18 protein-coding genes and 1 other RNA gene are annotated in these 14,173 nt (G+C 42.5%); 4 read left to right on the forward strand and 15 right to left on the reverse strand.

Annotation, left to right across the window (positions count from 1 at the left end; all coding sequences use genetic code 11):
* Positions 1 to 29: 29 nt before the first annotated feature.
* From tsaD to tmk, 9 genes are all read right to left on the reverse strand, one after another.
* A complete protein-coding gene (gene tsaD / locus FC33_RS00975) occupies positions 30 to 1,055 on the reverse strand; it encodes a tRNA (adenosine(37)-N6)-threonylcarbamoyltransferase complex transferase subunit TsaD (RefSeq protein WP_373863518.1) in 1,026 nt (341 codons plus the stop codon).
* Between the two features lie 2 nt (positions 1,056 to 1,057).
* On the reverse strand, positions 1,058 to 1,627 hold the full coding sequence (gene rimI / locus FC33_RS00980) for a ribosomal protein S18-alanine N-acetyltransferase (RefSeq protein WP_057826762.1): 570 nt from the start codon (positions 1,625 to 1,627) through the stop codon (positions 1,058 to 1,060).
* Positions 1,602 to 2,333, reverse strand: a complete 732-nt coding sequence (gene tsaB / locus FC33_RS00985; RefSeq protein ID WP_057826763.1) for a tRNA (adenosine(37)-N6)-threonylcarbamoyltransferase complex dimerization subunit type 1 TsaB — start codon at positions 2,331 to 2,333, stop codon at positions 1,602 to 1,604. Before tsaB ends, rimI begins: the two co-directional genes overlap by 26 nt.
* Before the next feature lie 70 nt (positions 2,334 to 2,403).
* Positions 2,404 to 3,150: an acyl-[acyl-carrier-protein] thioesterase gene (locus tag FC33_RS00990; protein ID WP_057826764.1), complete on the reverse strand. Its 747-nt coding sequence runs from the start codon at positions 3,148 to 3,150 to the stop codon at positions 2,404 to 2,406.
* Between the two features lie 25 nt (positions 3,151 to 3,175).
* Entirely contained in the window at positions 3,176 to 4,060 is an 885-nt protein-coding gene (gene rsmI / locus FC33_RS00995) for a 16S rRNA (cytidine(1402)-2'-O)-methyltransferase (protein ID WP_057826765.1), read from the reverse strand.
* Positions 4,038 to 4,400, reverse strand: coding sequence for an initiation-control protein YabA (locus tag FC33_RS01000; RefSeq protein WP_057826766.1), 363 nt, complete (start codon positions 4,398 to 4,400; stop codon positions 4,038 to 4,040). The genes rsmI and FC33_RS01000 overlap by 23 nt, the downstream gene beginning before the upstream one ends.
* A 12-nt stretch (positions 4,401 to 4,412) precedes the next feature.
* Positions 4,413 to 5,411 carry a DNA polymerase III subunit delta' gene (holB, locus tag FC33_RS01005; RefSeq protein ID WP_057826767.1) on the reverse strand — a complete coding sequence of 333 codons (999 nt, stop codon included), beginning with the start codon at positions 5,409 to 5,411 and terminating at the stop codon, positions 4,413 to 4,415.
* Between the two features lie 15 nt (positions 5,412 to 5,426).
* Positions 5,427 to 5,759: a cyclic-di-AMP receptor gene (locus FC33_RS01010; RefSeq protein ID WP_057826768.1), complete on the reverse strand. Its 333-nt coding sequence runs from the start codon at positions 5,757 to 5,759 to the stop codon at positions 5,427 to 5,429.
* Positions 5,756 to 6,403, reverse strand: coding sequence for a dTMP kinase (tmk, locus tag FC33_RS01015; RefSeq protein WP_057826813.1), 648 nt, complete (start codon positions 6,401 to 6,403; stop codon positions 5,756 to 5,758). The genes FC33_RS01010 and tmk overlap by 4 nt, the downstream gene beginning before the upstream one ends.
* Before the next feature lie 319 nt (positions 6,404 to 6,722).
* Between tmk and FC33_RS01020 the strand changes: the two genes are divergently transcribed.
* A complete protein-coding gene (locus tag FC33_RS01020; RefSeq protein ID WP_057826769.1) occupies positions 6,723 to 7,109 on the forward strand; it encodes an iron-sulfur cluster biosynthesis family protein in 387 nt (128 codons plus the stop codon).
* A 36-nt stretch (positions 7,110 to 7,145) separates the two neighbouring features.
* Here FC33_RS01020 and FC33_RS01025 read toward each other — a convergent pair whose 3' ends face one another.
* The 6 genes from FC33_RS01025 to FC33_RS01045 all read right to left on the reverse strand — a co-directional run bounded on the left by FC33_RS01025 (position 7,146) and on the right by FC33_RS01045 (position 11,056).
* A complete protein-coding gene (locus FC33_RS01025; protein WP_057826770.1) occupies positions 7,146 to 7,403 on the reverse strand; it encodes a YaaL family protein in 258 nt (85 codons plus the stop codon).
* Complete coding sequence (gene recR, locus FC33_RS01030; protein ID WP_057826771.1) at positions 7,403 to 8,002, reverse strand: recombination mediator RecR; 600 nt, start codon at positions 8,000 to 8,002, stop codon at positions 7,403 to 7,405. The genes FC33_RS01025 and recR overlap by 1 nt, the downstream gene beginning before the upstream one ends.
* 12 nt (positions 8,003 to 8,014) lie before the next feature.
* Entirely contained in the window at positions 8,015 to 9,766 is a 1,752-nt protein-coding gene (dnaX, locus tag FC33_RS01035) for a DNA polymerase III subunit gamma/tau (protein WP_057826772.1), read from the reverse strand.
* A gap of 63 nt (positions 9,767 to 9,829) precedes the next feature.
* An RNA gene (gene ffs / locus FC33_RS08130) (signal recognition particle sRNA small type) lies at positions 9,830 to 9,929 on the reverse strand.
* Between the two features lie 46 nt (positions 9,930 to 9,975).
* Positions 9,976 to 10,437: a nucleoside deaminase gene (locus tag FC33_RS01040; RefSeq protein WP_057826773.1), complete on the reverse strand. Its 462-nt coding sequence runs from the start codon at positions 10,435 to 10,437 to the stop codon at positions 9,976 to 9,978.
* 1 nt (position 10,438) lies between these two features.
* Entirely contained in the window at positions 10,439 to 11,056 is a 618-nt protein-coding gene (locus tag FC33_RS01045) for a class I SAM-dependent methyltransferase (protein WP_057826774.1), read from the reverse strand.
* Between the two features lie 194 nt (positions 11,057 to 11,250).
* On the opposite strand from FC33_RS01045, the gene nrdH reads away from it, so the two are divergent.
* From nrdH to nrdI, 3 genes are read left to right on the forward strand one after another with little or no spacing between them, the layout of a single operon-like run.
* Entirely contained in the window at positions 11,251 to 11,484 is a 234-nt protein-coding gene (nrdH, locus tag FC33_RS01050; RefSeq protein WP_057826775.1) for a glutaredoxin-like protein NrdH, read from the forward strand.
* A gap of 26 nt (positions 11,485 to 11,510) precedes the next feature.
* A complete protein-coding gene (gene nrdE, locus FC33_RS01055; RefSeq protein ID WP_057826776.1) occupies positions 11,511 to 13,685 on the forward strand; it encodes a class 1b ribonucleoside-diphosphate reductase subunit alpha in 2,175 nt (724 codons plus the stop codon).
* 33 nt (positions 13,686 to 13,718) lie between these two features.
* Positions 13,719 to 14,159, forward strand: coding sequence for a class Ib ribonucleoside-diphosphate reductase assembly flavoprotein NrdI (gene nrdI, locus FC33_RS01060; protein ID WP_057826777.1), 441 nt, complete (start codon positions 13,719 to 13,721; stop codon positions 14,157 to 14,159).
* Positions 14,160 to 14,173: the final 14 nt, after the last annotated feature.

Genomic DNA, 14,173 nt, shown 5'->3' on the forward strand with positions numbered 1-14,173 from the left:
GTCAGATATGGCTCTCTTACTTATTTATTCTATTCATTGATCCAGTCAAATTCCAAACTTGGATCAGCATTCAAATCAAGGCCGGCCCGGACACTATGCTTGTATCCAACGTATCCGGCAGCTCCGATCATTGCGGCGTTATCCCCGCATAATTTAAGTGGCGCTTTTAATAATTGGACATCTGGAAAGGCCTTTAATTCTTGATCAAGCCGTTCCCGTAAGCCTTGGTTGGCAGCAACTCCGCCTGCAAGGATCAATTGTTTAACCGGGAACTTCTTTAACGCATGAACAGTCTTGGCAGCTAAAACATCAACAACACTGGCTTCAAAACTGCAAGCTAAATCGGCTTTATCCAGCGTTTCGCCAACTTGTTCAGCGTGATGAACCGTATTGATAAAGGCACTCTTTAATCCGCTAAAACTGAAATCAAAGTTGTCTTCCTTTTCCATTGCCCGCGGAAAATGGAATGTATCTTTTCCTTGATGAGCTAACTCATCAATTTCCTTGCCGGCAGGATAATTGATTCCAAGAACCCGGCCGACCTTATCAAAGGCTTCACCGGCGGCATCGTCCCGGGTTTCACCAATGATTTGGAACTCATTTTCCCGTGGCAAATAAACCAGTTCCGTATGTCCGCCAGAAACCAATAATGCCAAGGCCGGAAACTTAATTTCGTCAACAAACCGGGCTGCATAAATATGACCTGCCATATGGTTAACCGGAATCAATGGTAAATGATGAGCAAACGCAACGGCTTTGGCTGCCATTACCCCAATCAAGAGTGATCCCACAAGTCCCGGACCGTATGTTACCGCAACGGCATCCAAATCATCATAGGTTACCCCCGCTTCTTCAAGGGCATCTTTAATGCAAGTTGTAATAATCTCGATGTGGTGCCGGCTGGCAACTTCAGGAACCACGCCGCCAAACCGTTGATGACTTTTAATTTGAGTTGCAACAATATTGGCCAGTACTTTACAGCCATTTTCAATTACCGCAACACTGGTCTCATCACAACTCGATTCAAATGATAAAATTAAATTCCGCTTTTCCACGATTACTTCTCACCTTTAAGTAAATATCCATATTCATATGCATTTTCATCATTGTCGCTAAAATAATGATGCTTAATGCGTTCTTTCTTAAATCCTAAATCGCCATAAAACTTTTGACCTTGGAGATTGCTTTGACGAACATCGAGTGATACCCGCCGGCAGCGCAATTTCTGTGCTTCAGCAATCACAAACTTCAACATCTTAGTTGCAATTCCACGGCGCTGAAACCGCGGAACGATTGCAATATCCGTAATCCGCGCTTCGCCATGCGCATAATTGCAGGCAACATATGCAACCACGCGGTCTTCAAACCGCACTAACAACACAAGCTGGTTAGCAACATCTTGGATCTGCTTTTCAAACACGGCGTAGTTAATTGGCGTTTTCCCGTTATAAACCGCCCGTTCAACCGACAACATTTCCGGAATTGATGAAACGACTGCCCGACAAAAAAGGTAATCCTGATCATCAAGGGTTACGGTTTGATTTTCAAAGTCAATTTTCTTATCATCTGCTCCTGGCGAAAGCAAATGTTCAAATTTCTCTTTAAACTTTTTCAATATAGTTGGCATGCCGATCCTTCTCCTCAGGGTGTTTTTCCATCCATTGTAATTCAGCTTGAGTTAACCGCCGATATTGAGGAACAAAGAAATCAATATCAACCGGATCCATTGTTCTTCCCAATCTGCCTAAAACTGCAGCTTGCGGAAGTTGAAAGTCAGCTGATGCAAACGTTGCTTGAGCGCCTAAAACCTGAGCACTCATTTCAGCAAACTCGTCCTTTTGCGGACCAACAAACATGATTGGCTGGTGTAAATCTTGAAGTTGAGCAAGTAGGTTCTTAAAACTGATATGCTGATCTTCAATCACACTAACTAATTGACCATCTTTCCATTGGTATGCCCCCGCAAACACATTTAAGTTCCGGGCATCAAAGTATGGAACAATCACCCGGTCTGTCTCCGGGGCAATATTGACTGCAACGGTCTTTAAACTTGAAACCCCAACAAGTTCCTTGTTAAGGGTCGAAGCTAAAACTTTCGCCGTTGTTACTCCGATTCGAAGTCCTGTATATGATCCAGGGCCTTCAGCAACGACAAACCGATCGATGTCTTCAACATCTAAGTGACTGTCTTCCAGTAATTCAGCCACGACCGGCATTAACGTTGTACTGTGATTGCGTGAAATATTCATCGTCTTGGTTGCCAAAAGATGATCGTCATCTAAAACCGCTACGCTTAGCGGCTGGTTTGACGTATCAATTGCTAATATTTTCATTTTTTTCGTCCTTATTAATTAAAATCATAAACATAATACCACATACATGAAGAATAACAACCTTCACAGCCTACTTCAATTCTTGCCATTCAACCTTTGCGGTACAGCTGACCTTATCTCCGACCCGAATTTCATGGATCGATTCCAACCGTTCTTCATCAAAGTGCGTCAAACTATCAACGACTTCGCCAGACCGAACTTCATTTTTATAAACGATGTTAAACTGTTTAACTTCGTGCGTCCGCAAAAATTCTTCCGGTAATGTATCAAGCATCCAATCAAAGTAGTGAATGTTATTCACGTGCTGGTTGCTGTCGATGTCCATAAAGCGGACACGATACTTCTTCGTGATCTCCGCTTCTTCCGGTTTCAAAACCGGTGGAACTGCTAAGCGTTCAACCTTCGTCGTATAATCGCCTTCATACGGACCAACGATTTCATCTTTAATTCGGGCAATTTTCCGCTTTTCCTTATCCATTAAGCAAAAGACAGTATGCATCTTAACAATCTCTTCACCCTGTTCATCTTCCATCATAAAGTCCCGGTAGCAGAAATACCGGTTATATGATTCAGCCTGGGTCGTGATCTTAACCTTTTCATGATCGACTGGAAGCCGTTTGACATCAATAATATTCTGGCTTACGATCCATCCATATCCCATTGAATCAAGCTTTTCGGTTGAGATTCCAAGATTCGAACTTTGATCAGTTGAAACCAACATGCACAGGTCGACCAAATTTCCAATATTCAACCGCCCAGTCACATTGGTTTCAAAATAAACAACTTTATGTTCTTCGGTATACTTTTTTCCTGGCACAGTGCCCACTCCTTAAAACTAACTTTTAATTCAGCCCATGATACTCGTTATAAACGTCCTGTTTCTTTAAGTGATTGTTCTTTGCAATTTGTTTAATAGCGGCATTCGGTTTCATTTGATGATCATCGATCAATTGTTGAACCTGATCTTTCAGTGACCCGCTAACCTTTTCCGGTTGAGTTTCTTCCGGATGTGCGTTGCCTTCAACGATCAAGACAAACTCGCCGCGAACTTCTTCCTGCCCGCTCCATTCAACCGCATCGGTAAGTGTTCCGCGTAAATACTCTTCATACCGTTTTGTCAGTTCCCGGCACAAAACAATTTTCCGCTCTTCGCCAAAAACGGCCATCAAGTTTTTCAACGTTTTATTCAAGCGGTGCGGGGCTTCATAGAAAATCATCGTTACCGTTTGCGAATTCAACTTTTCAAGAGTCGCTACCTGTTCCGTCTTCTTCCGTGGTAAAAAGCCATAGAACAAGAATGGTTGGGGAACAAGACCAGAGGCGATCAAAGCTGTCAATGACGCACTGGGCCCGGGAAGCGCAATCACCCGGATTCCTTCGGCCGCGCATGCTTCAACCAATTCATGTCCCGGATCACTGATCGACGGCATCCCCGCATCACTGACTTGAGCAATACTTTTACCATCTTTCAACATTGCAATCAATTCAGGAATGCGTTCCTGAGTATTAAACTTGTGAAAACTGATCTGCTTTGTGTGGATATCAAAGTGATTTAATAATTTTTGAGTATTCCGTGTATCTTCGGCAGCAATATAATCTGCCTGCTTTAACGTTTCAACCGCCCGGGGAGTCATATCGTTTAAATTTCCGATCGGCGTTGGAACTAAATACAGCGCTCCAACTTGCGGATCGACATTTTGAAAACTACTTACCTTTTGAATCGCCATCGATTTCTCTCCACTTTTCTCCGTAAATTATATCCTGGCAAAAAATACATTCATCATCTGTCCGGCGCGAACCAAAATATTGGGTACATACATGGAATCCTTCATGATAAAGGTTTTCCAAGTTTTGCCGCGACCGGGAAAGACCGCTGTTTTTCTTTATTTTCTTATTATTTTCAAGTTCAGCAAGCCGCTCGCGCAAATGCGTATTTTCAACTTCAAGCTGGTTGTTCTTTTCAATGATCTGCGTCATTTGATTCCGCATCAATGAAAGGGTCGCTGCCATTTCATTTGCTTGAGCTTCCATTGTTTCAAAACTATCGTATAATTCTCCTTTATCCATTCCTATCATATCCTATCTTTTGTGGTAGCAGCGGCATAACCGCAATGTTAATCCTTCTAATACATTTTGATATGAAACGTTAACTGCCAGTTGGTTCCAGCAATTCATCACCAATTCAACGCCCTTGGTCAGCTGGGAAGCTGGGATTTGTTCAGCTGCCTGAGCAAGCATCTGCTTTTCGGTGATAAATGCAACTTCATCGTCCTGATGATACCGCAATAAAATCAAATCCCGACAGATCATGACCATCAATTCCAAAAGACGTTCCTGAGCAGGCCGTTCATCAACTAACGGCATCAACCGGGTTTGAACATAGACAAATGCCCGCCAGTCATCCGCTAAAATTGCCTTCATCCAATTCACAACTTCGGTAAGCAATTTCTGAAACTGTTCATCGGTCCCTAACGCGACCAGTTCATCAAAATCAGCATTTAAGTTCACCAAAACAGATCCAACCACCTTATCAACTCCAGCATCCATGAGCTTTTTTAATTGAGTTTCCCGGTTTAAGCTCGCCATTTCAACAACCTGGCACCGCGAAACGATCGTCGGCAAAATCTGATTGGCATGACTTGAAAGGAGAAACGCCGTAATGCTGCCATTGGGTTCTTCGATGAATTTCAGCAAGCTATTGGCTGCACTGGTCGTCATCTTTTCAACGTCTTGAATGATGAAAACTTTCCGGTTACCTTCCAGCCCGCTTTTAGAAAATTCCGATTTTAAGTACCGGACTTGATCAACCTTAATCGACCGTCCTTCAGGAATGATTCGCACCACGTCAGGATGTTCATTCGCAGCAATCCGTCGGCATTCCGAGCATTTTAAACACGGCGTTCCATCCGCATTCCGCTGATTACAGAAAATTCCCTGTGCGATCCAAACCGCAAGACTAAGCTTGCCTGTTCCGGATGCTCCGCTTAATAAATACGCGTGTGCAAGGCGATTTTCATTTATCAATTTCGCAAAATGCTGCGTTAATTGTGGTTGAATTGCTGTGATCTCCTGCTCCATGATTCCTCCATCAAATCAATACTGTTCAAATTGAGCAACATCGAGGACAAAAACCGTTGCACCGCCAATGCTGACTTGGCGCGGATAATTATTCCGCACCCCTTCAACATGGGTGTCGACTCCAACCGGCGGGGTAATAAACTTCCGCCGTTTCTTCGAGACATGCTTTATAATTTCGAGCACCTCATCGACCCGCTGATCATCAATTCCAATCAAAAAAGTTGAGTTTCCGGATCGCAAAAAGCTGCCGCTCGATGCAAGCTTCGTCGCCCGCACGTCATGCTCGATGAACTGGTTGCTTAATTGATCGCTATCTTTATCCTGAACAATTGCGATTACTAATTTCATTCGTGCTCCTTAACCTTTAAAAACTGCTTCAAAATTGCAAGCACATCGTCAGTTACCTTCTCAATTGACTGACTGGCATCAATAACCTTTATGCGTTGCGGATTATCCTGAGCAAGTTTCAAGTATCCCTGATGGACCCGGCGGTAAAAATCAAGCTGATCTTTATCCAGCCGGTTGACTTCATCTTGCCGATTATTTTGAATTCGATTTAACCCGACTTCCGGGTCAATTTCAAAATACAGTGTCAGGTCCGGTGTCAAACCGTTCGTCGCAAACTCGTTGATCTTTGCAACGGCATCCATTCCGATTTCACGTCCGGCTCCCTGATATACCAGCGAACTATCTACAAAACGGTCGCTCATAATAATTTTGCCATCCTTCAACGCTGGCAAAACATTTTCAACCAGATGTTGCCGCCGGGCTGCAGCAAACAATAATGCTTCTGTCCGGGCATCCATTTCGGCATATTCTTCGCTCAAAATAATCTTCCGAATTGCCTCCGCAATCCGATTACCGCCGGGCTCGCGACTGTACATAAAGCGGTCAGCGTCCGGCGACTGTTCAAAGGCTTTAATTACATTTCGAATGACGGTTGTTTTCCCTGACCCGTCAAGTCCTTCAAATGTAATAAACTTTCCACTCAATGCCAACAACTCTCTTCAATATTAATACTTTAATTGTACTTTAAGTTGAGAGATTTCTCCAATAGATTTATTAAATTGTCTTTTTATTTTTTCCAATCAAAAAGCATACAAAAACACCCTGCAAACTTTCACTTGCAAGGTGTTTCCCCCTAACAAATATCCTAAAATATCTTCCTGATTCTCTAAGTCCTACTTCTACCTTATCAAAATTTGCATAGTTTAACAAAATATAATCATTATACTAGTATCTATTCAAAAAGCATTTTAACTATTTTCTAACCTAAAGTAAGTTATACTAACAATGAAAGGAGTCTTTACAATGAAATTATCGCTTACCCCTGAAGCGGCATCAAAGTTAGCACCGTTATTTGATGACCCAACTTCAATTGTCCTGCTTGATTATGGTGACGGCAATGGCTTTTTAGCAGAAGGCAAAACCGAATGCACCTTGAACCAAGCGTTTCGAATTTTGATTGTCCACAAAGACTGTGATTTTCACGAATATAATCAACATTTAGCCACTTCTTTAGGAAATTTCTATTATAAGGATTACACCAAGATGTTTATGGATGACGAAATGACAATCAAATTAAATCCTCATGACCAGCAATTATCCTTGCATGGAAAATATCGCGGAGTCATTACTGCAAACCTGAAAATTTTAGACTACCGCAACCAGGAAAATAATAATCGATATCATCTATAAAAAAATAGGCTTGCGCCTTTCAGCGCAAGCCTATTTTTATCGTACGATCACTGATTCTTGAATCTTAGCCTTCACTTTTCGATGCTTGGCTTCCCGGAAAAGAAATTCAAATTTAGCCCGAGCAATTTGCTCACTTGCCAGCAACTCTTCCGTTGACATGGTCGCTAACAAATCGTCGTTGTGCCGGATGTTATTAAATTCATCCTTTGCCAACTCAATATCAGCTAACAATTTCCGGTCATATTGTTTCTTCAATGTTTCTTGATTGCGTTTTTTTCTTCCAAATCCAAACATTATAGTTCCGTCCGCCCTTCAATTGCCTTAAATAAGGTCATCTCATCTGCATATTCAATGTCGCTGCCGACCGCCAATCCATGAGCCAAACGAGTAACTTTTACCCCCGCCGGTTTGATCAGCCGTGCAATGTATGTTGCCGTTGCTTCCCCTTCTGGAGTTGCGTTAGTTGCTAAAATCACTTCTTTGATTTGGTCATTTTGCTGCAGGCGCTTGATCAAGCCCGTGATATTGATATCTTCCGGTCCTTTGCCTTCGATTGGAGATAACACGCCATGCAAAACGTGGTACAACCCGTGGTATTCCCGCATCTTTTCAAGCGACATCACATCTTTTGGTTGTTCAACAACGATCACTTGGCTCTGATCACGTGATTTATCTGCACAGATCACACATGGATCGCTTTCAGTAATGTTGCCGCAAATACTGCAAAAATGCAGATCTTTCTTTGCTGACACAAGGGCCTTGGCAAAGTTTTCCACATCTTTTTCATCCATATCAAGGGTGAAAAATGCAAGCCGGGTCGCTGTTTTGCTGCCAATTCCCGGCAACTTCGAGTAACTATCGATCAATTTTGCAATTGGTTCTGGATATTGCATTTAATCACCTCACTAATCTTCTTTAACTTGAACTGCTTCTTTTCCAAACAATTTTTGAGCCTCCGCAACGATCGGCGGTTGAGCTGGTTCTTCGCTTTGCGAATCAGCCGCATCATTCTCTGCTTGAGCGGCCGGTTGCGCATTTGCCTTCCCGTTTTTCCGTTTTGCGAGATAATCCTGCCGAATCTTCAACCATTGTTCATTTGGTAAGAAAAGCAAACTCAGATTCTGGTCTACAATCCGGCTTAATCCATTAGTCAGTGCATCCTGAAGTTCGCGATCATCAATCGCTTTTTGACAAAGATACGGATATTCAAACCCAATCACAACGCCCTCAGAACTGGCAGCTACCGGCTTGCTGACACTCATGATCGCCCGTTGCGGAACTGTTAGCATGTTGACCAAATCGCCCCAAACTTGTTGGAAACGATTCAGGTCTGCCCGCGTAGCATTTCCTAAGACTTCATTGATTTTTTCGTAGTTGACCTTAACTTCTTTGACCTTCGTTTGGTTCGTTGAAACCACTTGCCGCCGAGCAGGCCGGGCTGCTTGCGGTTGCGTCTGTTGTAAACTATTGATTTGATCTTGAAGTTGTTGAATTCGGTTCATTAACCGGTCGATCTGAGCTTGATCCGCGCTGATTGCTGGTTGAGAGTTTGCCTGAGAAACTTGCGGTTGATTTTTAAGCTGACTTAATTTAACCGTTAAAACTTCCAGGTAAACCGTTGGATGCGACGTATAGCGCATATTTTCCTGTTGTTCATTCAAAATATTGATCATCTGATAAACGATTTCAGGTTCAATTTCCTGAGCAAACTTCTTAAAGGCTTCATCGAGCATTCCAAGTTCAGTTTCCTCAAGCATTGCTGGGGATTGTTGATAAAGTAATAAATCCCGGCAATATTCAACTAAGTCTTCCACAATGCGGGAAGCATCCTTGCCGTCTTGAACCAATTTGTGGATCATTTCCAATGCTTCCGGCGTCTTTTGATCCACAACCGCCTGTAAGTAATTCAAAAGATCCGTTTTCGTCACGCTGCCCGTTACCAGCAATGCATTCTCCAGCGTAACGTTATTTTCACCAAACGAAATAACCTGATCAAGAATACTTAACGCATCCCGCATTCCGCCTTCTGCAGCCTTGGCAATCACCTTTAACGCCGCATCTTCATACTGGATATCCTTTTGATTCAAGATGTATTCCATCCGTTTTAGAATCGTTGCTGAAGTAATGCGCTTAAAGTCAAACCGTTGTGTTCGTGAAATGATCGTTGCCGGAATCTTGTGCGGTTCCGTGGTTGCCAAAATAAACACAACATTGGCCGGCGGTTCCTCAAGGGTTTTCAACAGAGCATTAAATGCGCCCGTGGATAACATGTGAACTTCATCAATGATGTAGACCTTATAGTCGGCCTGAGTTGGAGCATATTTAACCTTATCACGGATATCACGGATCTCTTCGACCCCGTTGTTTGAGGCCGCATCAATTTCAAGCACATCATTCAAACTGCCGTTTGTGATGGCTTTACAAATTTCGCATTCGTTGCATGGTTCACCGTTTTCCTGGTGGTGACAGTTAATTGCCTTGGCAAAGATCTTCGCTGTCGACGTTTTCCCGGTTCCCCGGGGACCAGTAAACAAATATGCATGGGACGTTTGATTCGTCATCACTGCATTGCGAAGAGTTTTAGTGATCATTTCCTGTCCCACAACATCTTCAAAACGTTGCGGCCGCCATGTTCGATACAAAGCTTGATATGCCATGAAAGGTTCCTCCTATCAATAAATTTCTAAAAAAAATCTCCCGATCCCTAAGACCGAGAGTTTAAATTCATATCAACTTAAGACACATACCGAACAGAACTTAGTGCTGCTTCCTTCCGGACCTGACACGATTCGCTAAGACGATATTGTCTTAAGGCCTTACGGCAATTAATATGATACCGTAACTCCACTAAAAATTCCAGTCTTTTTTATGATTTTTTTCGAGCCTGTGCAAAAAACGACTTCAAAAGTTTCAAACTTTGTTCCTGCATCAAGCCCTTGTGGATAATTGCTTGATGATTCAACCGCGGATCATTCAACAGGTTATCAAGTGTTCCGGCCATTCCCGCTTTTTCATCGGCCGCGGCATAATAAACTTCCGGAATGCGGGCGTTTAAAATCGCTCCCGTACACATTGGGCATGGCTCCAAGGTAACATATAACGTACAGTCTTCAAGCCGCCAACTTTGAAGCGCCTGATTGGCCATTTGAATTGCCCGGATCTCCGCATGGTCCGTCGCCAAGTTTGAGTGTTCGCGATAATTAAATCCGCGGCCAATAATTTGATCGTCCTTCACAATTACACAGCCAATCGGGATCTCCCCAATTGTGGCTGCTTGCTGTGCTTCATGCAGGGCAGCCTGCATAAATTGCGCGTGCTTTTCTTCCATTTTATGATTCCTTTTGACTTTGCAAGATTTGGTATCCCTTATTACGGGCAATCATTTGGCAATTACCGAAAACTTCTTCCATTTTCTTTTTCGCAGACGGGGCGCCCTGCTTCTTTTGAATCACAACCGTCAGGGTTCCCCCAGCTTGAAGATGATCAAATGCGCCCTCAAGAATTTGATGAACGATTTTCTTGCCCGCGCGAATCGGCGGATTAGAAACAATTGCCTGATAATCTTTTTTATCCACCTGGGTATAAACGTCGGATGCAAAAATATCCACATTGTTGATTTCATTTAATGTCGCATTTTCCTTAGCAAGGTCAAGTGCCAGATGGTTGACGTCGACCATTTCAACCGTTAATTGCGGATAACGTTTTGCAAGCGCCAATCCAATCGGACCATATCCACAACCGACATCGAGGACCGTTCCTTGAAGATTTTCAAACATTCCCGTTGCTTCCAGTGCGTCCAACAGGGTGCGGGAACCAAAATCAACCGTGCGTTTTGAAAAAACCCCATTATCAGTCACAAAATAAAATTCATTTCCTAATAAATCAAAATTCCACCGCCGTTCCTGATGCTCAACATCTGGGTGTTCTGAATAGTAATAATTTGTCAAAATTTTCCGTCCTTTCTCTTTGTTTTTATGATACGAATTTTTAAAATTAAAAGCAAACCCTTTGATGACGCGATTCTTGAATATCCACCATATATATGCTTATCAAATTGTTAAACAACTACATATTGTATTATTTTCTCAAAAGTGTATACTTACATCACGTACACGAAATTAACGGAAAGAGGGACATCCAGATGAATTTAGTTTTATATACAAAAAACAACTGCATCCAATGCAAAATGACCAAACGCTTCTTAGAACAAAACAATATTACCTTTGAAGAACACAACATTTCAGAAGAACCTGAATACGTTGATTACTTAAAAGAAAAAGGATTTCAAAGTGTTCCCGTCCTTGAAAACAATTCAGAACCAATCATTAACGGCTTCCGGCCAGACCAACTAAAGGAACTTGTTGCTGCTAACTAAACCCTCACAGAAAGCAGGCGATCATCTTGGGAATTAAAGACATCGATATCAGCAATGTAACCTACTATGACTTAAATAACCAGATCAACATTCCCGTAAACAATAAAATTCCATTGGAAAAAGATAAGGAAGCTTTACAAGCCTTCCTTAAAGAGAATGTTGAACCAAACACCAAACGCTTCTCTTCATTAGAGGAACGTTTTAAATTTCTCATCGAAAATGACTACATCGAAAAAGAATTTGTTGAAAAGTACGATTTTGAATTTATCAAAAAACTGTATGCCTACCTTGAAGACCAACATTTCGAATTCCAATCATTCATGGCAGCTTACAAATTCTTCAATCAATATGCCTTAAAAACAAATGATGGCAATTATTACCTTGAAACTTATGAAGATAAAATTGCAATGAACGCCCTTTACATGGCAAACGGCGATGAAGACCTTGCAATGCAGCTTGCTGATGAATTGATCCATCAACGTTATCAACCCGCAACCCCAACGTTCTTGAATGTCGGGCGGAAACGCCGGGGAGAATTCGTATCCTGCTTCTTACTTCAACCAACTGATGATATGAATTCGATCGGCCGGTGCATTAACTCTGCATTGCAGCTTTCAAAGATCGGCGGCGGCGTTGGAATTACCTTGAACAATCTCCGCGGTGCTGGGGCTCCAATTAAAGGAATCGAAAACGCGGCTTCGGGAGTTGTTCCGGTAATGAAACTTTTGGAAGACAGTTTTTCTTACTCAAACCAACTCGGCCAACGTCAAGGGGCCGGCGTGGTTTACTTAAGCGTCTTCCACCCCGACATCATCGAATTTTTAGCAACTAAACGTGAAAATGCCGATGAAAAGGTTCGGATGAAGACCCTCTCCCTTGGGGTAATTGTTCCTGATAAGTTTTATGAATTAGTTCAACAAGACGCCGACATGTACTTATTTGAACCATATGACGTTGAAAAGGAATACGGCGTTCCATTCTCATACGTTGACATTACCAAGGAATATGACAACTTAGTCAATAATCCAAAGATTCATAAAAAGAAGATCAAGGCCCGGGAACTTGAAGAGGAAATCAGTAAGCTTCAACAAGAATCCGGCTACCCGTACATCGTCAATATCGATACTATGAACCGGGCTAATCCCGTTGACGGTAAAATCATCATGAGCAATCTCTGCTCAGAAATTGCCCAAATTCAGCGGCCATCAAAGATCAACGACCTTCAAGAATACGAAGTTCTTGGATCCGATATCAGTTGTAATTTAGGATCGACCAACATCGTCAACTTGATGGCTTCACCTGATTTCGGCAAGTCCGTTGAAACCATGATGCGGGCATTAACATTCGTTTCTGATCAAGGAAACGCCAAAGTCGTGCCATCAATTTATGAAGGCAACAAGTTAAGCCACTCAGTTGGATTAGGAGCAATGGGCCTGCACGCCTTCTTAGCCAAGAACCATATTCAATACGGTTCGCCAGAATCAATTGAATTCACCAATGTTTACTTTATGTTATTAAATTACTGGACATTGGTTGCTTCAAACAAGATTGCCAAGGAACGGCAAGAAACATTCTTTGAATTTGAAAAGAGTGCATATGCTGACGGTTCATACTTTGACAAGTACGTTAACCAAGATTGGGGGCCAAAGAGCGATCGCGTTAAGGAATTATTCGCCGGTATCTTTATTCCAACTAAGGAAGACTGGGCTAAGTTAAAAGAAAACGTCATGCGTGACGGCTTGTACAACGCCTACCGGATGGCAGTTGCTCCAACCGGCTCAATTTCATACGTTGGCAACACAACTGCTTCCCTTCAACCAATCATTCAAAAGGTCGAAGAACGGCAAGAAGGTAAAATTGGGAAGGTTTACTATCCGGCTGCTTACCTTTCAACCGATACAATGCCATATTACAAGTCTGCGTATGACTTAGATATGCGGAAGATGATCGATGTCTACGCTGCAGCTCAAGAGCACGTTGACCAGTCAATCTCAATTACCTTGTACTTTAAGTCAACGATTGCTGAAGGCCTGTATCCATGGAAGGACGGCCGCACAGATAAGATGACGACCCGCGACCTGTCGATCATCCGGAACTACGCATGGCATAAGGGAATCAAGAGTTTATACTACGTCAGAACATATACTGACGACGGCTCAGAAGCATTCAGTGTGAATGAATGTGAAAGCTGTTCAATCTAACATTCTTTTTAGGGGAAGAAAGGAATTTATTTTATGAAAATCAACATTTTATTTACCTCAATTGAAGGCAACACACGGTCATTTATTGAAAAGTTAAAAGACTATGCTGAAGCTCATCGGCCGGACGACACGATCAACGCAAAGGAGATCAGTGAAGCCGATCCGTTTGATGACGAAACTGAAGATTATTTTGTTTTCGTTCCAACCTACCTTGATGGCGGCAACGGAATTGATAACGGCGTTAAGGAATTAATGACGAATGCATTAGGGGAATACATTGATTACGGTGATAATGCCACTCACTGTTTAGGAGTTATTGGTTCAGGAAACCGGAATTTTAACCAGCAGTTCTGTTTGACTGCTCGCCGGTACGCCCAACAATTCAACGTTCCGTTTCTCGATACATATGAACTTCGGGGGACTAGTCGCGATGTGGAACGGATCTATCAAACAATGCTTGACGTTTTAGCATAGGAAAGTGAGGAAAT

This window comes from Ligilactobacillus aviarius subsp. aviarius DSM 20655 (genome assembly GCF_001436315.1).
In the GTDB taxonomy this organism is placed as follows: Bacteria; Bacillota; Bacilli; order Lactobacillales; family Lactobacillaceae; genus Ligilactobacillus; species Ligilactobacillus aviarius.